Below are 20,970 nucleotides of genomic sequence, written 5' to 3' on the forward strand. Positions count from 1 at the left end.
GTTTACAATCACGTTGATTTTTATTGCCAAACTAAGATTTTAGAGATGCCCTTATATTAATTTCTGTGAAAGAAGCTGGTTATCGTCAAGTTGACATTATTCTAAACAAATCCAAAACCTCAAATCATAAATCCTACTTCCCCTTTTCCCATTCTCTTAAAGCAATTCCGTATCGAACACCCCGTTCGCTTACAATCAATTCGTTGAACTTTCCGAATTTCATAAACTCTAATAGTATCAAAGTGCCGGCTGTTATGATATCAGCCCGTCCTTCAGTTGCATTGGATAATTCACGGATTTCTTCTGTCCGCATCGAGCATAATCGCTTAAAAATGTTGTTAATAGTTTCAAACGAAAGTTTGTATCCGCTAATTTTATTAACATTAAAATCTTTTAAGTCCTGATCGATAGAAGCCAAAGTTGTCGGGGTGCCAGCAACTCCAATCAATCTTGCATTAGTAAAATCGAACTTACCTAATTTAGTGAGTGCGTTATTCACAAATTCGGTTGCTAATTGAATTTCAGCTTGAATGGGGGGGTTGTTTCTAAAAAAACGTTCCGATACTCTAACAGCTCCAACAGTAATCGAGTTAGCGCAGGTAACTTCTTTCAATGTTCCTTCCGAAATTTCGGTGCTGCCGCCACCAATATCTAATACAACAATTTTTCCTTCATCGCTAATTCCGCTGACGGCTCCACGATAACTCCAATAAGCTTCTTCTTTTCCTTCTAAAATTTCTACTTCTATACCGGTTTCAGCTTTTAGCGTTATTACAAACTCATCCTTGTTTGCCGCTTCACGAAGCACGCTTGTTCCGAAGGCTATAATTTTTTCGGGTTTATGAATTTCAATTATCTTTTGATATTCACGGAAAACATCAATTACACGACCGAAGGCAGGTTTTCCAATAAATCCATCGGCATCAATGTTCTTGCCGATTCGCGGAGTTCGCTGTTCGTATGCAAGCGTTTGAATTTGACCGTCATCAATTTCTGCTATTAAAAGCAATACAGTATTTGTTCCGATATCGATAGTTGCGATTCTCATATCTTATCCTTTATGGATTTGTATTATGATTTTTGTAGGGCGAAAGCCAACCATTCGCCTTCGGTTAATTTTTCTATAATTTTTAGATTAAATTTTTCAATCCCCGATAAAAAAGGTTTGTCATCTATAAGTAATAAACCTGAGAACAAAATCACACGCTCGGATTTAATACGTTTAACAATGTCGGGAAGCATTTCTAAAATCGTATTAAACATTATATTTGCAGTTATCAGATCGTATTTAGTTTCAGGTAGGGAAGCTAAAGCTGAATCTGATATCTCGATTTTGTCCGCTAAATTGTTAGCTGCTACATTTTCTTTTGCGTTATCAATCGACCACTCGTCGTTGTCAATACCAAGGGCACGGCTGCCTCCTAATTTGATAGCGGCAATCGCTAAAATTCCGGTTCCTGTTCCAACATCTAATACTACATCGTTTTTTTTAATATATTTTTCAAGAAGTCGAAGAGTCAATCGCGTAGTCTCGTGGTAGCCAGTCCCGAACGACATTTTCGGATCAATTTGAATAACAATTCTTCCCGAAGTATTTTCATAATTTGCCCACGAGGGTTTGATGGTTATTTTATTTCCAACCTCAATCGGCTGTATAGATTTTTCCCAAACATCGTTCCAATTCTCTTCTTGAATTTCTTTTATTTTTATATCCGAATTAGACGACAGCGTGCGAATTAAATTTTTGATTTCGGTTTTGAGTAACTCAAACTTCTCTTCACTCCATAGTGATTTATCTATGTAGCAGAGAAGTTCTGTATCAGTTTCTCCGAAGCCGTGGCAGCCAAGTTCGACCATTGTTGGCAGCAGTAATTCTTGTTGTGGTTTGCTCGCACTTATTGATATTTCAAGATAAGTTTTCATTCCCCGATGTGTTTTGTTAGTTTAATAATTCCGGTAAATTACATTCAACAGAACTTTGCCAACAACCTCAAGACTTTGAGGCGAGCATTTGTCGGGGGTGTCTTCCATCGTGTGCCAGTACCGGTTGGAATCGTCCGGGTAGTTGAAGTCAATTAAGTTAATTGTTTTAATACCGACTTCATTTAGCGGCAGGTGGTCGTCAATTATTTCGAGACCGGGTTCATCAACGAATTCAGGCAAGTTCAAATCTTTAGCGATTGACCAAACAAGTTTTATTATATCGGGTGCGTAACGGAGCGAGTAGCCTTCCTTTGGGATTTCGAGTTGTGCATCTCCAATCATATCCAACAAAATTCCGAACATCGGATTGTAATTTGCAGGTTTATTCTTTGCAAAATATTTTGATCCTCTCAAATATGCGGGAACATCGGTAGGTTTTGCATAATCTTCGCCGTCGAATAAAATTATATCAACACCAATCGGAGGTGGATTATTTTTTAAAATTCTTGCAACTTCAATTAAAACGGCTACACCGCTCGCCCCGTCGTTGGCACCATCTATTGGTTTGTCGTGATTCTTCGGGTCGAGGTCTTGGTCAGCCCACGGATGTGTATCCCAATGTGCCGCGAGTAGAATTCTTTTTTCAGAAGTTTTATTGAAGGAAGCAATAACATTAGTCAACGATAGATTTTTCCCATAAGCGACGTCGTTAAAGTTTTGGAGCTTCACTTCGTCAGCGTACTTTTGCAACTCGATATTCAAGTAGTCGAGACATTGCTTATGTGCATTCGTATTTGGAACACGAGGCCCAAAACTCACCTGTGCTTCTAAATAACGAAACGCATTATCAGCATCGAATGATGGGACTGAAATATTCTGTTTTTCTGCAACCTGTTCAGGTTTTTCCGGTTTATTTTCAGTACATCCAATCAAAAGTGCAATTAATATGAAAAGCCATAACCTCATAATTTGTCTGTAACTTACAAAAATAAAGTTAAAGGTGCAAGAAAAACTTACTTTATTTTGCTAATACTTCCACTATGGCATCCTGAATATCCCTGTAATCTTTTAGCTTGGTATAAAAATCCGGTAATACATTGTTAAAGAAGATTGAAAATGCTAACGTGTCATTATTTGAATTACGTAAATAACCGGAGAGCGACAGTGCATCGGAATGTGTTCCGGTTTTACCTCGAAAATTATTTTTGACATTTCCGGTTTGAAACCTGTTTTTCAAGGTTCCATCAACACCCGCAATAGATAAAGTGGAATAAAACCGATTATATTTTTGGTTTCGATGATAGTAGGAAAGAAGTTTTACAACCGCATTTGACGACAACAGATTGTAACGCGAAACACCGGAACCGTCGGCAATAACGATTTTGTTTGTATCAATTTCGATTGAAGATAGAAATTTATTAACCAAAGAAATACTTGCTTCAGAGTTGCCACGGGTTTTTAAAATTTCAGCCGACAAAGTTTTTAATAAGTTCTCGGAAGCCATATTGTTACTGTTCTTATTAATCTCAGACAAAACTGAGTCGATTGGACGGTCAATAGCTGCAACAGGTTTACCTCTGCTGATTGTATCAATCAAAACCGTTCCTTCAATTTTGATATTTGATTGTTCAAGTTTTTTTCTCAAAAGTTGAAGCGTAAAAAGTTCCGGCTTCCAAACACTCACGGCAAATTCTTTTCCTTTGCTGTCGAGTGGAATGTATCCCGAAACAGTGATTATATTATTGCGTTCTTTCCGGTTACGAATAACCGATAATTTTTCAATTGCGGTATCATTTATCGCGGATGTAATTGCGGAGTTGATGATATGAACATACTCGGTTTCTGGTTCGATTGTTACCTTTACTGTTTCTCCAATCTTCGCCCCCGGTGTAACGAATATTTTTACTGAATTTCCATTAATAGTTAGTGGAGTTATGAAAGCTGCGAATGGTTCCGGCTCGTCGTCCCACATCCAACCCTTCCCCCAATAATTATCGTCGAAAAAAGAAACATCTCCAATCAAATTGCCTTTAATTCTTTTAATTTTTTTGGTGAATAAATAATTTAATAGAGAATCCAAATCTCCGGTTTGAAGCAGTGGGTCGCCATAGCCCTTTAGGTATAAATTGCCATTTAGAATTGAATCAACAATTTCGCCGTCGGTAATCAGTTCGGTTTTGAAATAAAAATCTGCCGACATCAATTCAATTGCCGCACCTGTTGTGATTAATTTCATATTCGATGCAGGACGGAAAAGCTTGTTCGGATTCTTTTCGTAGATCGTTTCATTTTTTGTGAGATTAACTACTTTGATTCCAACAAAAGCAGCATCTAAAAGTTTGTTATTCAGAAGTGAATCAATTATCGATGTCCTGGTTTCATTTGAAACTATAGATATTGATTCTCCGGTCAGTTGTTCGGTAACAGGTTTTGAAATCGAACAACCCAAAAGAGAAGTGAATAACAAAACTGAAGTAATAAAAATTTGATGTATTCTCATATTTTCAACAGTTTTATTTAATTTTAATCAAAATATTCGTGAAACGGAAATCAGCTGTTGTTTGGATTTTTTGGGAAGGGGAGTGAGCGTTATAAAGGAACACGGATAAATATTGCTTGTTTATCCTTGGTTTATAGTTCGTTCGTTATGCGGGGACTTGCGTGTGGAGTTCGTGAACATACTCAATTGCGCGGAGTGCTGCAATAGTTCCGTCTGACACGGCGGTAGTTATTTGACGATAACGTTTGGCGCGTGAATCGCCGGCGGCGAACACACCAGGTATGTTCGTCTCCATAAACTCATTTGTTACGATTTCATTCCGTTCGTTCAATTCAATCAAACCTTTAATACTTTTTGTATTTGGTTCGTATCCGATTAGTATGAACACACCATCGACGTGCATTTCGATAATTTCACCGGTTACCTGATGTTCAATTTTTATTTTTTCCAGTTTTTCAGTACCGATGAACTCATTGATTTTCGATTCCATAATGAAACTGATTTTGTCGTTGTTACGGGCTTCTTCAACTGCGTGAGGAGATGCCTGGAAATGATCGAACTGATGTACAACTGTAACGTGTTTAGCATATTTCGTCAGCGATACAGCTTCTTCGAGAGCCGAGTTGCCGCCTCCGACGACTATGATTTCTTTGTCTTGGAAAAAATCGCCGTCGCACGTGGCGCAGTACGAAATTCCACGCCCTTTAAATTCTTCTTCACCGGGAACGTTTAATGTGCGCGACTTCCCGCCGGTTGCAAGAATGATTGCATCGGATGTGTATAAATCTTTTCCGCTTACTTCAACCGATTTTACATCTTCACTCAGTGAAAGATTTGTTATTCGCACATTCGATTTGATTGTTGCACCGTATTTTAGTGCCTGACTTTTCATTTGCCGTGCGAGCTGATATCCGCTGATTGTATCAATGCCCGGATAATTTGCAACTTCGTGCGTAAGAACGGTTTGCCCGCCAACCGCACCTTCGTTTATGATTAATGTTTTTACTTTTCCGCGTGATAAATATATTCCTGCAGTTAATCCGGCTGGTCCGGCTCCGATAACAATTACGTCGTAGTGTTCTCTGTTCATTTGGTAAAGTGTTGTTCGAGGATTGTACTTATCTGATCTATTGTTTGGATGCTGCTTGTCGCTTTGGCAACTTTACCTTCTTTGAAATAAACCGTGAAAGGTAAGCCGTTGAAGTTTTTCGTTTCAGGGAGCGTACGTATAACTTTTGAGACGGGGTGATCGAATGGCATATCCGAAAATTTTACGTGAGTATAATTTGGCTCAAGCTCTTCCATCGCCTCGTAAACGGGAATACACATCGGTCCCATTCGACCGCAGCAAATCATTATGTTTTCGTTTTCAGTTAATATATTTTTAAACTCATCTTCAGATGTAATATGAGTAAGATTTGTTTGAAGCATTTTATTCCTTTCGTAAAATTTTGATATAAAAGATTTTCTAATGTATGAGATGCAATGGATTAAGGAAGGATTCAAAACCAAACAATTACCCCGAAACTAGATCAGACAACAAACAGTTCTTCGATTTTATTTGCAAAAACTTTTGGAGAAACATTTTTTCCATCAATGATAGTATCATTTCCAAATTCATCTGCAACCCAATAGTAATCATAACTTTTTATTTACAGGCTGAAGTCCGCCCCACTTCTGTAATAACGCCATATTGCTTGCCCGTCCGACTGGCGGGCGTTTTTTTTGTTTAGTTTCCTTGTTTAAATCCCATTTATTCTCTATATTTTAAACGAAATCATCAAAAATACATAGAATAAATAGAAAAATGCTAAACATAATCAAAAAAATATTCGGCGATAAGCACGCTAAGGATGTTAAACGTATCCAGCCAATCGTTGAAGAGATTAACAAACATTTTGAAGAGTATAAAAATCTTACAGACGATGAGTTAAAAGGCAAAACCGTTGAATTTCGTAACCGCATCAAAGAAGCTACGTCGGAATTAGAAACTGAAATCGCAGAGATAAAAGAAAAACTAAAAGGCGAATTACCCCTCGAAGAAAGCGAACCGCTCTGGGATGAACTCGAAGTTCTTCAAAAAAATCTGGACGATACAATCGCTGAAGTATTGAATGAATTACTACCCGAAGCTTTTGCAGTAGTAAAAGATACGTGCCGCCGCTTAGTCAGTCAGTCGTGGGAAATTACCGGACATAAAATCTTATGGGATATGGTGCCATTCGATGTACAATTAATCGGTGGCGTCGTTTTACACGAAGGAAAAATTGCCGAAATGGCAACGGGTGAAGGTAAAACTTTGGTTGCAACACTCCCGATGTATCTCAATGCGCTTCCCGGTCGTGGGGTGCATCTTGTAACAGTGAACGACTACCTCGCAAAACGCGATAGTGAATGGATGGGAAAAATTTTCGAGTTCCACGGAATAACTGTCGGTTGTATCCAATCGCAGATGGATTCACAGCAGCGCCGCAAACAATACGCTTGCGACATAACTTACGGAACTAACAACGAATTCGGCTTCGATTATTTGCGCGACAATATGGTTGTTACACCCGAAGATTTGGTTCAGCGAAAACATAACTATGCAATAGTGGACGAGGTTGACTCGGTATTAGTTGACGAAGCCCGAACGCCCTTAATCATCAGCGGACCGGTGCGCGGTGAGGATAATAAATTTCAGGAAATGAAACCTCGCATTGAAAAGCTGATAAATGCTCAGAGAAATTTTGTAACTAAGATTGCTACCGAAGCTGAAAAATTTTTAGAGGAAGGAAAAACTGAAGATGCCGGTGTGCTTCTGCTGCGTGCGTACCGGGGACTACCGAAACAAAAAAAATTAATGAAACTTCTTTCCGAACCGACAAACAAGCGTCTAATGTATTCAACTGAGATGGAATATATGCGCGACCAATCACGCCGTATGCACGAAATTACCGACGAGCTTTATTATTCGATTGATGAAAAAAACCATTCCATCAATCTATCCGAGAAAGGGCGTGAACTTTTAGCATCATCTAATAAAGAGAAGGACTTTTTTATTTTACCCGATGTTGGGACTGAAGTAAGTTTGTTGGAGAACGATACAACTCTTTCTGAAGATGAGAAAATTAAAAAACGTGATGAAATAAACCAGAATTATGCCGAACGAAGCGAACGAATACACATCGTCAATCAATTGATAAAGGCATATTCACTCTACGAAAAAGACGAAGAGTATGTAGTTACCGAGGACGGAAAAGTTGCTATCGTCGATGAGTTTACGGGCCGTTTGCTTGCGGGACGCAGGTATTCCGACGGACTTCATCAAGCGATAGAAGCGAAGGAAGGAGTAAAAGTAGAGCGCGATATGCAAACGCTTGCAACTATCACGCTTCAAAATTATTTCCGCTTATACAGAAAATTAGCAGGTATGACCGGTACCGCCGAAACTGAAGCATCAGAATTTTTTGATATTTATAAACTTGATGTAATAGTTATTCCAACTAACAAACCGATGGTTCGAAAAGATGACGATGATGTGCTGTATCGGACTATCCGTGAAAAATATAATGCCGTAATTGAAGAAATTGAACAATGCCGCAAAGATGGCAGACCTGTTTTAGTAGGAACTACAAGCGTTGATGTTTCAGAAACTTTGAGTCGTATGTTGAAGCGGAAAGGATTGCCTCACAACGTTTTGAATGCGAAACATCATCAGCGGGAAGCTGAAATTGTTACGAATGCCGGTCTGCCCGGAAATGTAACCATAGCAACAAATATGGCTGGTCGTGGAACGGATATTAAATTGGGCTCGGGTGTGCGTGAAGCAGGCGGCTTGCATATAATCGGAACTGAACGTCACGAAGCCCGCCGAATCGATAGGCAGTTGCGAGGTCGTTCGGGTCGTCAAGGCGATTCGGGTTCATCGCGGTTTTATCTTTCGCTCGAAGATGACTTGATGCGGTTGTTTGGCAGCGATAGAATTTCCAGAATTATGCAGCGACTTGGTTTGAAAGAAGGCGAAGTAATCCAACATCCGATGATTACCCGTTCGGTCGAACGTGCACAGAAAAAAGTTGAAGAAAACAACTTCTCAATTCGTAAACGTCTCCTTGAATACGACAACGTGATGAATCAACAGCGAGAGGTAATTTATACGCGCCGCCGTCATGCTCTTTTAGGTGAACATCTTCGCGATGATATTCACTTGATGCTAAAAGATTTTATAGATGATCTGATTGAAAAACATTATGATGAAGGAGAAATTGAAGAACTTAAAGAAACATTACGGACTAATTTATTAGTCGAATTCAAAATACAACCCGACCGTTGGCAATCGCTCGGTAAAGATGGTGTGGCGGATGAAGTTTACAAAGCGGCAATCGAATTTTATAAACGTAAAGAAGAACGCATCGGCGCCGAGAATATGGCGATGTTAGAGAAAATGGTAACGCTGCAGGTGATTGATGAGAAGTGGCGCGACCATTTGCGTGAGATGGACGACTTGAAAGAAGGAATTCACATGCGTGCGTACGGACAGAAAGACCCGTTAATTGAGTATAAAGGTGAATCATTCAAGATGTTTCGGGAGTTGTTAGGATTGCTGATGAACGATACAATTTCGTTAGTATTTAAATTATTCCCAACACCGACTGAAGCTGTTCCTATGCGTCGTGTTCGACAACCGAGACAGGATGAGATGACTTTATCGCATCAGGAATCTCTCGGAATGGGGCTTGCGGCTAACCGTCCGCCGGCAAGTTCTGAACAACAACAGCGAGGTCAACCTCAAGCGTCCGGTAAAAATATTCAGCCAATTCGTGTCGGTGAAAAAGCCGGACGTAACGACCCCTGCCCGTGCGGAAGCGGTAAGAAATTTAAGCATTGCCATGGATAATGACCAATCACAAATAAACCCAATCTTCAAATGCGGTTATGTTGTAATCGTCGGCGAGCCCAATGTTGGAAAATCAACCTTGATGAACACGCTCCTCGGACAGAAAATTTCCATCGTAACTAACAAGCCTCAAACAACGCGACACAAACTTTTAGGAATTCTCTCATCCGAGAGTTATCAAATTATTTTCCTTGATACTCCCGGTTTGTTGAAACCCAAATACAAACTTCAGAGTTTTATGATGGATGCGGCATATTCCGCCATAAATGATGCTGATTTAGTTTTTATGATGGTTGATGCGGAAGATAAGGTTGATAAAAAAAATGATAACGATATAACATTCGACATAATAAAAAAAATTAACAAACCAACTTTCTTAGTCATCAATAAAGTAGATTTAGTAAAGAAGTTCTCGCTTTTACCCATCATCGATTTTTACTCTAACAAATTTCCTTTTGTAGAAATCTTTCCAATATCTGCATTGAACGGAATCGGAACGGACGATTTACTGAAGAGTTTAGTAGATAGCTTACCCCTTCATCCACCCTATTATCCTACAGATTCTGTAAGCAACGCATCGGAAAGATTTTTCGTAAGCGAAATTATCAGGGAAAAGATTTTCGAAAAATATAAACAAGAAATTCCTTACTCTACAACAGTCGAAATAATAGAATTTAAAGAACGTATAGTGAAAAAAGATTTCATATCTGCCGAGATTTATGTTGAAAGGCAATCTCAAAAAGGGATACTGATAGGAAAGAAAGGCGATGCGTTGAAAGCAATAGGCGAATCAGCCCGCGCAGACCTCGAAAAGTTTTTAGGCAGAAGTGTGTTTCTCGAACTTCACGTAAAAGTACGTGAAAAATGGAGAGATAGCGAAGCATGGCTGAAACGCTTAGGATATAAAAATTAAATGACAAGCGATAGATTAAGAATTAGTTTAGGTTTTATTTTTGCTTCACTTATCTGGGGCTCTACGTGGCTTGTTATTAAAGCCGGGTTTGAGAGTATTACACCATTTTATGGTGCAACATTTAGGTTTATTATTGCAGTAATTATTTTATGGTTGATTATCAAAATTAAAAAAATACCTTTACCCCTTGATAAGGATTCAATAAACGTTTATTTAATTGCCGGATTGCTTTCGTTCAGTGTCCCGTTTGCTATGGTCTATTGGGGGCAGCAATATATTCCATCGGGACTGTCTTCTATCTTGTTTGCTTTATACCCTTTTTTTGTTGGAGTGTTGTCACATTTCACCTTACCAAACGAACCGCTGAATATTTTCAAAATAATCGGCGTAGTTTTAGGGTTTTCGGGCATACTAATGATTTTTGCTGATGATATCAGTTGGGCGAGCGAATTAACAAATGCCGGTATGATTGCCATAATTGGAAGTTCATTTTTACAAGCTCTATCACTGGTGTTAATAAAAAAATATGGAAAGGATGTAAATCCGTTTCATTTGAATATTGGTGGAATGGTTATAGGTGTTGTTGTGCTTTTTTTCTTTGCGATTGCTTTTGAAGATGTATCTAAAAACAAATTCGATTTTATAGGAATCGGATCGATTCTTTATTTGGGAATATTTGGTTCGGTGGTAGCATTTTCAATTTATTTCTGGATGCTCAAGCGTGTCGAAGCTGTCTATCTTTCGCTTCTCGCATTTGTTACACCGATATTGGCTGTTATTTTAGGAGGAGTAGTATTGAACGAGAGACTCGATTTTCATATTTTTCAGGGCGCCGCCTTGGTATTGGCTGGTATTTTAATTTCAAACGGTAAACAATTTATTAGCATTTTAAATAAAAAAAAATAATTATGAAAAAATCATATATAAATATATTATTAATATTGTGGGTAGTACTTTTTGCCCAATCTCAGGATTTTTTTCGGGTTGGAAAATTTGAAGCGCAATCGGTTTTTAATAAAACAGTTTCAATAAATTCAAGTAAGCCCTTCGATGTTCTTCATTATAAATTAGATGCAAATCTTGCAATGGAGGATAGCAGTTTTTCGGGGACTATGAAAATGAAAATTTTAATTACTAAACCCACCGATTCACTTACTATGCATTCGGTTGGATTAGTTTTCTTATCATTGAAAGTAAATAGCAATCAAGCGGCGTATCAATTCTATCCAACGGCAGAAACTTTTACTATTCATCTGGGGCGCACGTTCGTTGCTCCGGAAACAGTTGAAGTAGATATTAATTATTACCGCGATCTTGCGTTCTCCCGTCATCCGATGCGGTTGGGGTATTATTGGTTTCGGAAAAGCCCCGGTGCACCAAATCATATTGAAGAAAACATCGGTTACACAATGTCGGAACCCTCCGATGCCCGCTTGTGGATGCCTTGCTACGACGACCCATCCGACAAAGTAAAGTGTGAAATAAACGCTACTGTTCCGCAAGGTTACCAAGCCGGATCGAACGGTTTACTTATCGGAGTTTCGCAAAATGGCGATAATACAATCACGTACAAGTGGCGAGAAGATTCACCGATTACAACTTACTTAATGGTAATTACTGCGTCGAAGTATTCGAAGTATTCGCAATATTATCGTCGGGTTACAAACCCAAGTGATAGTATTGAGATAGTAAATTATATGTGGCAAATGGATTCAGCGGGGACAACCTGGAATGCTGTTAAAGCGTTTGAGAATGTTCCGCAAATGATGGAAGTTTATTCAACAATTTTTGGTGAATATCCGTTTGCAAAGTATGGTCACGCAGTTGCTTATCCGTTTTATTACGGAGGGATGGAACATCAAACACTTTCCACAATCCATCGTGGTTGGTTGAGTGTTGGGGCTTATCCGTTTTACGAAGATTGGATAGCTCACGAACTTGTGCATCAATGGTGGGGGAATTTAGTTACGTGCGAAACTTGGAAAGATATCTGGCTCAACGAGGGTTTTGCTACTTACTCAGAAATGTTGTGGCGCGAGTTTGCTTACGGAATTCAAAGTCGTGATGAGTTGTTGAACCGCTACACACGTTTTACAGATGGTTCCTGGAAATATGCGATATATGATCCCGTAGGACAGGGAATAAAATTATTTACCGGTAATGTATACCAAAAAGCAGGCTGGGTTTTACACATGTTTAGAAATGTAGTTGGCGACTCTGTTTTTTTCAAAATACTCCACAACTATCGCGATGCACATTATTATGGAACTGCAACCACTCAAGATTTTATTGATGCAGTGAACACAACAACAGGCATCAATTACGATTGGTTTTTCAATCAGTGGATTTACGGAAAAGGTTGGCTGAAATTGGGTTATGAAACTGCTTGGGATAATGATAACAAACTACTCACACTTATTTTGCATCAGCAACAGGAATTAACTTGGCCCACTTACAAGATGCCGGTTGAAATTAAATTTTACATTCGGGACACAGATACGTTAGTAACAGTTTGGGATAGCTTGCGAGTCCAAAGTTTTCAGTTCGCTTTTGAGTTCCGACCGGATAGTTTGAAGATTGATCCGAACAATAAAATTTTGAGGCAGATAAGTACTACGCCTGTTTCAGTGAATGAAGAAGATATTTATGGTTTTCAACTATTTCAAAATTATCCAAATCCGTTTAACCCTGCTACAACAATCGCATATCATATTACGAAAAGTAGCTACATTACTTTGAAGGTTTATGATTTGTTAGGCAGAGAAGTCGAAACGTTGATTGACGGATCGAAAGAGGCGGGTAGTTACTTGATTGACTGGAATGCAGAGTCCGTCACTGGCGGATTACCAAGCGGCATATATTTTTACCGTATGACTGTAACTGATGGAAATAAAACAAATTATACGCAAACAAAGAAATTAGTATTAATAAAATAATCTATAAATATTCAAAACTCAATCCGCCCGCCGAAGCTTTAGCGTAGGCGGGAATCCCAAATCATAAATCATAAATCCGAAATCCCTTGTCTCGTTTTAAACTTTACATAGAATACGATGGCACGCGTTACAGCGGCTGGCAAATTCAGAAAAATGCACAGACTGTTCAGGGGGCGATTCTTGATGCGGCGTATAAAGTTTTTCAAATACAAGATTTAGAAGTGTACGGTTCAGGCAGAACTGATGCCGGCGTGCATGCCCTTCAACAAATTGCCCACCTCGAAGTTCGGACTATGCTTGCTCCTGAAATTATCAGGGTGAGACTGAACGATGAATTGCCCGGAGATATCAATATAATCGAAGTTGAAAAAGCCGCAAAGAATTTCCACGCCCGCCACGATGCAGTAGCCCGCAGTTACTTGTATCAAATTACAAGGAGAAGAACTGCATTCGGTAAGCGTTACGTTTGGTGGCTCAAAGAAAAATTTGACTTTCAGAAAATGCAGGAAGCATCTAAACTGTTTGTGGGTATGAAAAATTTGCAGTCATTTACTGCCGATGACCCTGAAGAAAAATCCACAAAAGTATTGATTGAAGAAATTGAAATGAAAGAAGCCGGCGACTTGATATTGATAAGGATTTACGGCTCTCATTTTTTGTGGAAACTTGTTCGCCAGATTGTGGGAGTTATTGTAGAAGTGGGGAGCGGAAAACTTGCGCTTGATAAAGTTCAGCATTACATCAAAATAAAATCCAATGAGCCGGCAAAATTCTCCGCACCGCCGTCAGGACTGTTTTTAGAACGAGTTTATTATCAGGGCGATCAGAAACTCCAGAAGTTAGAACCGGTTTTAAGTGTCGTTACATCTCCCCATAAAAATTTATGAATCCATACTTAGTAATAATTCTTTTTGCTCTTCTAATAGAATATATTCTGGAACTAATCGCCGACCTTCTTAACCTCAAAACACTCTCTGCCGTTCTGCCTAATGAGTTCAATGGCATCTATGATGAAGAGACATACAAAAAATCACAAACTTATACATACACGCGGACTGTATTTGGTATCGTCGAATCAAGTTTTAGTCTCGTTATAACCTTTGTATTCTGGTTCCTCGGTGGTTTTAATTACCTCGATATTATAGTTCGTGATTTGCAGCTTGGTTTTGTTTTCACAGGAATAGCGTATATCGGTATTCTCATCATCATCAGGTCAATTCTTTCAATGCCGTTTAGTATTTACTCGACTTTTGTTATTGAAGAAAAATTTGGATTTAACAAGACCACCGTAAAAACTTTTATCACAGACATTCTCAAAGGTTTACTGCTTGGCGCCATTCTCGGTGGATCGCTACTGTTAGGCATTCTTGTCTTGTTCGAATATGCGGGTGTCTTTGCGTGGTTGTATTGTTGGACTGCGGCATCGGTTTTTGTGCTTTTTATTCAATTTGTAGCACCGACTTGGATAATGCCGCTGTTTAACAAATTCACTCCGCTCCAGGATGGAGAGTTGAAAGAGTCGATAGTTTCTTATGCTAAGTCGGTTAAGTTCTCATTGCGCGATGTTTACGTTATGGACGGCTCGAAACGGTCGAGTAAATCGAATGCATTTTTTACAGGATTCGGTAAAAATAAACGTATTGCTCTTTTCGATACATTAATTCAGAAACATACAATCCCGGAGTTGGTTTCAGTGCTTGCTCATGAAATTGGTCATTACAAAAAGAAGCATATAATTCAGGGAATGATTATCAGCATATTGCATATGGGATTGATGTTCTTCCTGCTGTCGATATTCGTAACTCAGCCTGGGTTATTCGATGCATTTTTTATGGAGAACATTTCTGTTTATGCAGGACTGTTGTTCTTCGGTATGCTTTTTACGCCGCTTGAGTTTTTGGTTTCCTTAGCGTTAAATGCTTTATCGAGAAAGCATGAATACGAAGCAGATAGGTTTGCAGTCGAAACAATGAAATCTTCAGAACCATTTGTTGATGCGTTGAAAAAATTATCAAAGGACAATCTTTCGCACTTAACTCCGCATCCGTTTTATGTTAAGATGAATTATTCGCACCCGCCTGTGGTTGAGAGGATAATTGCTATAAAATCCGAAATCCAAATTCATATCTGATTCTATAATCTCCGATTCTAATTTTGTAATCCATCAGGTTTTATTTTTGCGATCACTGATATAATCATCAAGAAACATGTAATCACCGGTTTTATAAGCGACACGTGCTTCATGAATCTCAGATTTTACTTTCGGATCTGCAAGTAGTGTATCTTCTTCCGCTTGTTCTAATTGTTCATGTAATAGTTTCCATAACCGCAGTTTTTCGGTTAAAGATAAATTATTTATTGTATTCAATAGGGATTCAAACGGGACAGAAATATTGATTGGGTCAATTGCCATATTATAAATCCTTTCTATGTGTATTATATATAAATTACGAAATAATATCAACTCCTCATCCGTTTTATGTTAAGATGAATTACTCGCACCCGCCTGTTGTTGAGAGGATAAAAATTATACAGCGAATTCAATAATAGGGTCAGCGCGGTCAATCTTTAATCCCATCTGTACCAAGTATGGATTCTTTTTTGTCAGGAGTACAAGAAATGTAATGATCCCGAACGCAAGCGTAAGACCCGCTATAATAAACGGGAGTAAATATTTGTTGTCCATCTCTTGTTACGTCTAATTATTATTGCTTTATTTCGACTGAATAATAACAAAAATTTTTATAAAGTCAAACTTTATCAGCTTTTGCTTTCTTCTCAAAATCTGCTTAAAATAAATCTATGAAATTAGGCAATCTAAATATCGCTCAACCAATCGCACTCGCACCTATGGAAGGTATTACAGATACCTCTTTCCGAATAATCTGTAAACGCCTCGGCGCCAATATCGTTTATACCGAGTTTGTTAATGCCGAAGGATTAGTCCGTTTATCTGAAAAGACAAAACATAAAATGTATTTCACGGAAGAAGAGCGGCCAATCGGTATTCAAATCTACGGCGGTCTCGAAACCTCGATGGAAGGTGCGGCTAAGATGGCTGAAGAAATGCAGCCAGATTTCATAGACATTAACGCCGGTTGTTGGGTTAGAAACGTGGTTGGTCAGGGTGCCGGTGCGGGACTGCTTAAAGATATTTCAAAAATGGAAAGTGTAGTTTCAACAGTCGTGAAATCAGTTAGTTTACCCGTGACAGTCAAAACACGATTGGGTTGGGACGATACCAATATTAAAATAATCGAAGTTGCAAAAATGGTGGAGAGTGTGGGGGCAGCAGCTTTGACAGTCCATTGCCGAACTCGTTCACAAGCCCACAAAGGCAAAGTTGATTATAGCTGGATACCGAAAATCAAGCAGGCAGTTAAGATCCCAATTATAGTCAATGGCGGAATCACTACACCTGAAATTGCTAAGTATGTTTTCGATTCAACTGGCTGCGATGGAATTATGATTGGGCAAGGTGCGATTCAAAATCCGTGGATATTTAAAGAAACAAAATATTACTTAAAAACTGGTGAACATTTGACGCCAGTTACAATCGAAAAGCGAATTGAGACATTAATTGAACATCTAAAACTTTCGGTGCAATTCAAAGGCGAGCGAACCGGTGTAATTGAATTCCGGAAATATTATACAGGATATTTGAGAAACGCTCCCGATGTTGCAAAACTCCGAAACGAGTTAATGAAATTTACTGAAGTAGAGCCGATAGTAGAAAAATTGAAAAGCTATTCAGCTGTTACGCACGGAAATCAGTTTCAAGCTTGAATCTTAATGAAGTAATTATTAAATTTGATTAAACCTTTCACACAATTTCTCCCTAAAAACTTGTCGTTTTCACGCCGACTATTTTTTAAAAATATGAAAACTGGCAGTAGGGTCGGATTATGGATAACAAACAAATCGCAGAAATATTGGAAGAAATCGGAACGCTGCTTGAATTAAGAGGCGAGAACCTCTTCAAGTGCCGTGCGTACCATAACGCCTCGCGTGTCGTTGCTGCTCTAACAACTGAATTGAGTCTATTAATCGAGAGTGGTGAGATCAAAAAAGTAAAAGGAATCGGTGAAGGTTTAGCCGAAAAGTTGGCTGAACTTGTTGATACGGGCAAACTCAAATATTACGAGGAGTTAAAAAAGTCGCTTCCGTCTGGATTACTCGATATGCTTCGGATACCGGGTTTAGGCCCTAAGCGGATCAAGATTTTATATGACAAACTGAACATCACAACAATCGAGAAACTAAAAGAAGCTGCTGAAAAAAAAGAGCTCGAGGAACTCGATGGGTTCGGCGAAAAAATAGAAGTAAATATTTTAAAAGGCATCGAGCAACTAAAAAAACACGCCGATAAATTTCTCTATCCCGTAGCCAAAAAATCTGCTGATAAAATTATCAGCGATTTAAAGAAACTAAAATCGGTTCTCCAAATTGAATTAGCAGGAAGTTTACGGCGTAAGAAAGAGATTATCGGAGATATCGATATTCTTGTGAGTGCTAAAATAAAAGATACACCAAAAATAATGGATGCTTTCGTGAAGTATCCTGATGTCGCTGAAGTTATTGCAAAAGGTGAAACAAAATCAAGCGTCATCCTGCAAAACGGAATCCACTGCGATTTGCGTGTAGTGAGTGAAGCAGAATTCCCGTTTGCTCTGGCATACTTTACAGGAAGCAAGGAACACAATGTTGAGATGAGGTCGCTCTCGAAAAAATTTGGTATGAGTTTAAATGAATACGGTTTCTCTGAAATTGGAACAGAAGAAACGAGAGGCAAATCAAAACAAAAAATAAAATGTAAAACCGAATCGGAAATTTATAAAACACTTGGACTTGAATTCGTTGTACCCGAACTGCGTGAAAATTCTGGAGAACTTGAAGCAGCGGCGACCGGAAAACTTCCGAACTTAATAGAGGAAAATGATATACGTGGCACATTCCACTGCCATACAAAATACAGCGACGGTTTCAACACACTTGCCGAAATGGCTGAAGCTTCGCAAAAACTAGGTTGGGAATATTTAGGAATCGCTGAACATAGCAAATCGGCAGCGTATGCCGGCGGGCTTGATGAAAACAAAGTTAAACAACAGTTAGAAGAAATTGATGGCTTGAACAAATCTTTCAAAAATTTTCGTATATTGAAAGGGATTGAGGTAGATATTCTTTCCGACGGAAGTTTAGATTTTTCCGATAAAATTTTAGAACTTTTTGATTTTGTAATTTGTGCAATTCATACTAAATTTAATATGCCGGAAAAAGATATGACCAGACGGATTATAAAAGGTATGAAAAATAAATATGTTACAATGCTTGCTCATCCGACAGGAAGATTGCTGCTCGAACGTGAACCTTATCCTGTGAATATGTTTGAAATAATTAAAGCAGCATCCGATTTCGGAAAAGTTATTGAAATTAATGCACATCCGTCGCGCCTCGACCTCGATTGGAGGTTGTGCAAGTTCGCGAAAAAGACAGGTGTAAAAATAGCAATCAATCCGGATGCGCATAATATCAATAGTTTAACTGACGTTTTTTACGGTGTTGGTATTGCACGCAAAGGATGGCTCGAAAAATCGGATGTTATAAATACTCGCTCGCTCAAAGATATTACTAAATACTTAAATATTAAATAATTTATAAACGTTATGCGAAATTTATTTTGGGGCTTGGTTTTAATAACTCTAGGGGTTCTTTTCCTATTAGATAATTTGGGAATTGCTGACTTTAGTTATTTAATACGAACTTATTGGCCCGTTATTTTTATCCTGTGGGGTATTCACGTTTTATTAAGAAAAAAAAATCAAAGCCATATTGAAATAACTACTGAACCGTCGGAGTCTCTTGGCGACTTGATTCATCGTTCAAATATTTTTGGAGATGAATCGTTTTCTGTAAATTCACAAAATTTTAAAGGCGGTTCTATCTCAAATGTTTTCGGTGATATTAATTTAGATTTGTCGAAAACTGTAATCGCTGACGGTGAACACGTACTTCGTCTCAATTCAGTTTTTGGTGATACAATTATTCAAGCTCCAAAAGATTGCGCTATTGCAGTTACAGCGAGTGTTGTCTTCGGTGATTTAAAAGTTTTTAATGAAAAAGCTGAGGGGATTTTTAAAGACATTAATACATCCTCACCCGGTTATCAAACGGCTTCAAAAAAAATCAGAATTCACGTCTCACAAATTTTTGGTGATTTGAGATTATTATGAGCATATACAAAGCATTATCACACGAACCACGAATGATTTGCTGTTCATCCCTTTATCAATTAAAAGAGGGTGAAATCAAAGAAACATACTTGAAATCTTTTAAGAGTATGCAGCAACATTTGGAAAAAGAAACCGAGAAAATCGAAAAAACCTTAATTAAGTATTCTGAAAAATTATTAGATAAAAATACCGAGATGCTTACAACCATTTTGGGCGAATACTTGCAAACTCCGTTACAACAAGATAACGAAGAAATCCGAAAGACTCTGAGAGATTCTTTAGAAAAATTAACGACACAGTTTTCGTTAAACATAAAGTACGGACTTGAGATGGCGTATATTTCGGAAGTTGTTGTGTTGCCGACTCAGTATGCACTGCTGAAGCGTCTCGAAAAAGCGGGGAGCGATTATCTGAAAACAATTGGCTTTGAGGCGGGTAAGGAACAGAGGAAGATCTATGAAACGCTTTTGATTTTTGAAAGCAGCATTAATCTCGATTTGATAGAACAAATGCTTCTTAAAAAAAATTATGGAGACCAGCTGCACATTGATATTTCACAAAACTCATTGTATAACCTGATTTATTCATCGGGTGCAGCGGCAAATCGGTTATTAGAGAAAGAAGTCTTCGAGGTTGCTTTCTTTTTTGCACAACCGCAAGACGTTCCTGACGATGTATTTCAAACTTCGATGAACGAGATGCTCGATAAATTATGGGTCTCTCTCAAAATTCCGTATATAACTTTAATGAAACGAAAACTTGGTTTTGGAAAAGGTTCCGAGTTTGTTCTACGGTTGTATCTACCTGAGGCACACGAACATCTGACGGAAACGCTACGTTGGCTTTCGATGTATAAAGAAGTTGGATTTGTGCGGCAGGCACTGATTGATGAAGGGAAATTAGTAACTAAAAAATTGATAAAGTAATGCCATCTAAAGAATCATTCGTCGAGTTAAAATTTCGCATCAAAAAAATTATCGGAGTATTACAAAAAGAGTATCCATTACATGGAACTGCTCTTACACACGATAGTCCACTCGAATTATTAGTTGCTACAATATTATCAGCTCAATGCACCGATGAAAGGGTGAATAAAGTAACTCCGCAATTATTTAAAAAGTATAAAACTGTAAAACAATTTGCCGAAGCGAATATTACAGAGCTTGAAAGTATTATAAAGTCGACCGGCTTTTACCGTGCAAAAGCAAAAAGTATAATAAATTGCTGCAGAGTATTAATCAAAAATTATAATGGTAATATACCAAAAGATATTATCGAGCTGATCAAATTACCCGGTATCGGTCGCAAAACTGCCAATGTAGTTTTAGGCAGTGCGTTCGGCATCGTTTCCGGAATTGTAGTTGATACTCATGTAAAAAGACTTTCAGAAAGGCTTGGCTTCTCGGCGCAGACTAATCCCGAAAATATTGAAGTTGATTTGATGAACATCGTTCCGCAAAAATACTGGATTGATTTTGGAAATTATCTGATTTGGCACGGTAGAAAAACTTGCCAGGCTCGTAAACCAAAATGTCTCGAGTGTTGTATCAACGGCTTCTGTTTTTCAAAGTCGAAAATTATTAAATGAG

Annotated in this window: 19 protein-coding genes; 11 read left to right on the forward strand and 8 right to left on the reverse strand. The window is 38.4% G+C overall.

Annotation, left to right across the window (positions count from 1 at the left end; all coding sequences use genetic code 11):
• Window positions 1-133: 133 nt before the first annotated feature.
• The 6 genes from QME58_07665 to QME58_07690 all read right to left on the reverse strand — a co-directional run bounded on the left by QME58_07665 (window position 134) and on the right by QME58_07690 (window position 5,854).
• Entirely contained in the window at window positions 134-1,048 is a 915-nt protein-coding gene (locus QME58_07665) for a Ppx/GppA phosphatase family protein (GenBank protein ID MDI6803708.1), read from the reverse strand.
• 23 nt (window positions 1,049-1,071) lie between these two features.
• A complete protein-coding gene (prmA, locus tag QME58_07670; protein MDI6803709.1) occupies window positions 1,072-1,923 on the reverse strand; it encodes a 50S ribosomal protein L11 methyltransferase in 852 nt (283 codons plus the stop codon).
• 21 nt (window positions 1,924-1,944) lie between these two features.
• Entirely contained in the window at window positions 1,945-2,889 is a 945-nt protein-coding gene (locus tag QME58_07675) for a M28 family peptidase (protein ID MDI6803710.1), read from the reverse strand.
• 52 nt (window positions 2,890-2,941) lie between these two features.
• Window positions 2,942-4,423 carry a D-alanyl-D-alanine carboxypeptidase/D-alanyl-D-alanine-endopeptidase gene (gene dacB, locus QME58_07680; protein MDI6803711.1) on the reverse strand — a complete coding sequence of 494 codons (1,482 nt, stop codon included), beginning with the start codon at window positions 4,421-4,423 and terminating at the stop codon, window positions 2,942-2,944.
• 145 nt (window positions 4,424-4,568) lie between these two features.
• The gene (gene trxB / locus QME58_07685; GenBank protein ID MDI6803712.1) at window positions 4,569-5,513 is read right to left on the reverse strand and encodes a thioredoxin-disulfide reductase; all 945 of its coding nucleotides are present in this window, start codon (window positions 5,511-5,513) and stop codon (window positions 4,569-4,571) included.
• On the reverse strand, window positions 5,510-5,854 hold the full coding sequence (locus tag QME58_07690) for a thioredoxin (protein ID MDI6803713.1): 345 nt from the start codon (window positions 5,852-5,854) through the stop codon (window positions 5,510-5,512). The genes trxB and QME58_07690 overlap by 4 nt, the downstream gene beginning before the upstream one ends.
• 376 nt (window positions 5,855-6,230) lie before the next feature.
• Here QME58_07690 and secA point away from each other — a divergent pair, with 376 nt between their 5' ends.
• The 6 genes from secA to QME58_07720 all read left to right on the forward strand — a co-directional run bounded on the left by secA (window position 6,231) and on the right by QME58_07720 (window position 15,282).
• Complete coding sequence (secA, locus tag QME58_07695) at window positions 6,231-9,302, forward strand: preprotein translocase subunit SecA (GenBank protein MDI6803714.1); 3,072 nt, start codon at window positions 6,231-6,233, stop codon at window positions 9,300-9,302.
• On the forward strand, window positions 9,295-10,215 hold the full coding sequence (gene era / locus QME58_07700; GenBank protein MDI6803715.1) for a GTPase Era: 921 nt from the start codon (window positions 9,295-9,297) through the stop codon (window positions 10,213-10,215). Before secA ends, era begins: the two co-directional genes overlap by 8 nt.
• Window positions 10,216-11,121 carry a DMT family transporter gene (locus tag QME58_07705; protein MDI6803716.1) on the forward strand — a complete coding sequence of 302 codons (906 nt, stop codon included), beginning with the start codon at window positions 10,216-10,218 and terminating at the stop codon, window positions 11,119-11,121.
• Window positions 11,122-11,123: 2 nt separating this feature from the next.
• Window positions 11,124-13,151, forward strand: a complete 2,028-nt coding sequence (locus QME58_07710; protein ID MDI6803717.1) for a M1 family aminopeptidase — start codon at window positions 11,124-11,126, stop codon at window positions 13,149-13,151.
• Window positions 13,152-13,237: 86 nt separating this feature from the next.
• Entirely contained in the window at window positions 13,238-14,038 is an 801-nt protein-coding gene (gene truA / locus QME58_07715; protein MDI6803718.1) for a tRNA pseudouridine(38-40) synthase TruA, read from the forward strand.
• The gene (locus tag QME58_07720) at window positions 14,035-15,282 is read left to right on the forward strand and encodes a M48 family metallopeptidase (protein ID MDI6803719.1); all 1,248 of its coding nucleotides are present in this window, start codon (window positions 14,035-14,037) and stop codon (window positions 15,280-15,282) included. The genes truA and QME58_07720 overlap by 4 nt, the downstream gene beginning before the upstream one ends.
• A 33-nt stretch (window positions 15,283-15,315) precedes the next feature.
• Here QME58_07720 and QME58_07725 read toward each other — a convergent pair whose 3' ends face one another.
• Together QME58_07725 and QME58_07730 are read right to left on the reverse strand one after the other, a co-directional pair.
• Window positions 15,316-15,564 (reverse strand): hypothetical protein, encoded by a 249-nt coding sequence (locus tag QME58_07725; GenBank protein ID MDI6803720.1) that lies wholly within the window; start codon window positions 15,562-15,564, stop codon window positions 15,316-15,318.
• Window positions 15,565-15,678: 114 nt separating this feature from the next.
• On the reverse strand, window positions 15,679-15,837 hold the full coding sequence (locus QME58_07730; GenBank protein ID MDI6803721.1) for a hypothetical protein: 159 nt from the start codon (window positions 15,835-15,837) through the stop codon (window positions 15,679-15,681).
• A gap of 116 nt (window positions 15,838-15,953) precedes the next feature.
• Here QME58_07730 and dusB point away from each other — a divergent pair, with 116 nt between their 5' ends.
• The 5 genes from dusB to nth all read left to right on the forward strand — a co-directional run bounded on the left by dusB (window position 15,954) and on the right by nth (window position 20,969).
• Window positions 15,954-16,937, forward strand: coding sequence for a tRNA dihydrouridine synthase DusB (gene dusB / locus QME58_07735; protein MDI6803722.1), 984 nt, complete (start codon window positions 15,954-15,956; stop codon window positions 16,935-16,937).
• 119 nt (window positions 16,938-17,056) lie between these two features.
• Entirely contained in the window at window positions 17,057-18,802 is a 1,746-nt protein-coding gene (gene polX / locus QME58_07740; protein MDI6803723.1) for a DNA polymerase/3'-5' exonuclease PolX, read from the forward strand.
• 12 nt (window positions 18,803-18,814) lie between these two features.
• Window positions 18,815-19,381, forward strand: coding sequence for a cell wall-active antibiotics response protein LiaF (gene liaF / locus QME58_07745; GenBank protein MDI6803724.1), 567 nt, complete (start codon window positions 18,815-18,817; stop codon window positions 19,379-19,381).
• Window positions 19,378-20,307 carry a hypothetical protein gene (locus QME58_07750; protein MDI6803725.1) on the forward strand — a complete coding sequence of 310 codons (930 nt, stop codon included), beginning with the start codon at window positions 19,378-19,380 and terminating at the stop codon, window positions 20,305-20,307. The genes liaF and QME58_07750 overlap by 4 nt, the downstream gene beginning before the upstream one ends.
• Window positions 20,307-20,969, forward strand: a complete 663-nt coding sequence (nth, locus tag QME58_07755) for an endonuclease III (protein ID MDI6803726.1) — start codon at window positions 20,307-20,309, stop codon at window positions 20,967-20,969. Before QME58_07750 ends, nth begins: the two co-directional genes overlap by 1 nt.
• The last annotated feature ends 1 nt before the right edge of the window (window position 20,970 follow it).

It is taken from the genome of Bacteroidota bacterium, assembly GCA_030017895.1.
In the GTDB taxonomy this organism is placed as follows: Bacteria; Bacteroidota; Ignavibacteria; order UBA10030; family BY39; genus JASEGV01.

Coding starts and splice junctions, on each gene's coding strand:
- nth (MDI6803726.1), top strand. CDS start 20,307: ATGCCATCTAAAGAATCATTCGTCGAGTTAAAATTTCGCATCAAAAAA.
- QME58_07730 (MDI6803721.1), bottom strand. CDS start 15,837: ATGGACAACAAATATTTACTCCCGTTTATTATAGCGGGTCTTACGCTT.
- QME58_07720 (MDI6803719.1), top strand. CDS start 14,035: ATGAATCCATACTTAGTAATAATTCTTTTTGCTCTTCTAATAGAATAT.
- QME58_07705 (MDI6803716.1), top strand. CDS start 10,216: ATGACAAGCGATAGATTAAGAATTAGTTTAGGTTTTATTTTTGCTTCA.
- polX (MDI6803723.1), top strand. CDS start 17,057: ATGGATAACAAACAAATCGCAGAAATATTGGAAGAAATCGGAACGCTG.
- QME58_07725 (MDI6803720.1), bottom strand. CDS start 15,564: ATGGCAATTGACCCAATCAATATTTCTGTCCCGTTTGAATCCCTATTG.
- secA (MDI6803714.1), top strand. CDS start 6,231: ATGCTAAACATAATCAAAAAAATATTCGGCGATAAGCACGCTAAGGAT.
- era (MDI6803715.1), top strand. CDS start 9,295: ATGGATAATGACCAATCACAAATAAACCCAATCTTCAAATGCGGTTAT.
- QME58_07675 (MDI6803710.1), bottom strand. CDS start 2,889: ATGAGGTTATGGCTTTTCATATTAATTGCACTTTTGATTGGATGTACT.
- prmA (MDI6803709.1), bottom strand. CDS start 1,923: ATGAAAACTTATCTTGAAATATCAATAAGTGCGAGCAAACCACAACAA.
- dusB (MDI6803722.1), top strand. CDS start 15,954: ATGAAATTAGGCAATCTAAATATCGCTCAACCAATCGCACTCGCACCT.
- liaF (MDI6803724.1), top strand. CDS start 18,815: ATGCGAAATTTATTTTGGGGCTTGGTTTTAATAACTCTAGGGGTTCTT.
- dacB (MDI6803711.1), bottom strand. CDS start 4,423: ATGAGAATACATCAAATTTTTATTACTTCAGTTTTGTTATTCACTTCT.
- QME58_07690 (MDI6803713.1), bottom strand. CDS start 5,854: ATGCTTCAAACAAATCTTACTCATATTACATCTGAAGATGAGTTTAAA.
- QME58_07710 (MDI6803717.1), top strand. CDS start 11,124: ATGAAAAAATCATATATAAATATATTATTAATATTGTGGGTAGTACTT.
- trxB (MDI6803712.1), bottom strand. CDS start 5,513: ATGAACAGAGAACACTACGACGTAATTGTTATCGGAGCCGGACCAGCC.
- QME58_07665 (MDI6803708.1), bottom strand. CDS start 1,048: ATGAGAATCGCAACTATCGATATCGGAACAAATACTGTATTGCTTTTA.
- QME58_07750 (MDI6803725.1), top strand. CDS start 19,378: ATGAGCATATACAAAGCATTATCACACGAACCACGAATGATTTGCTGT.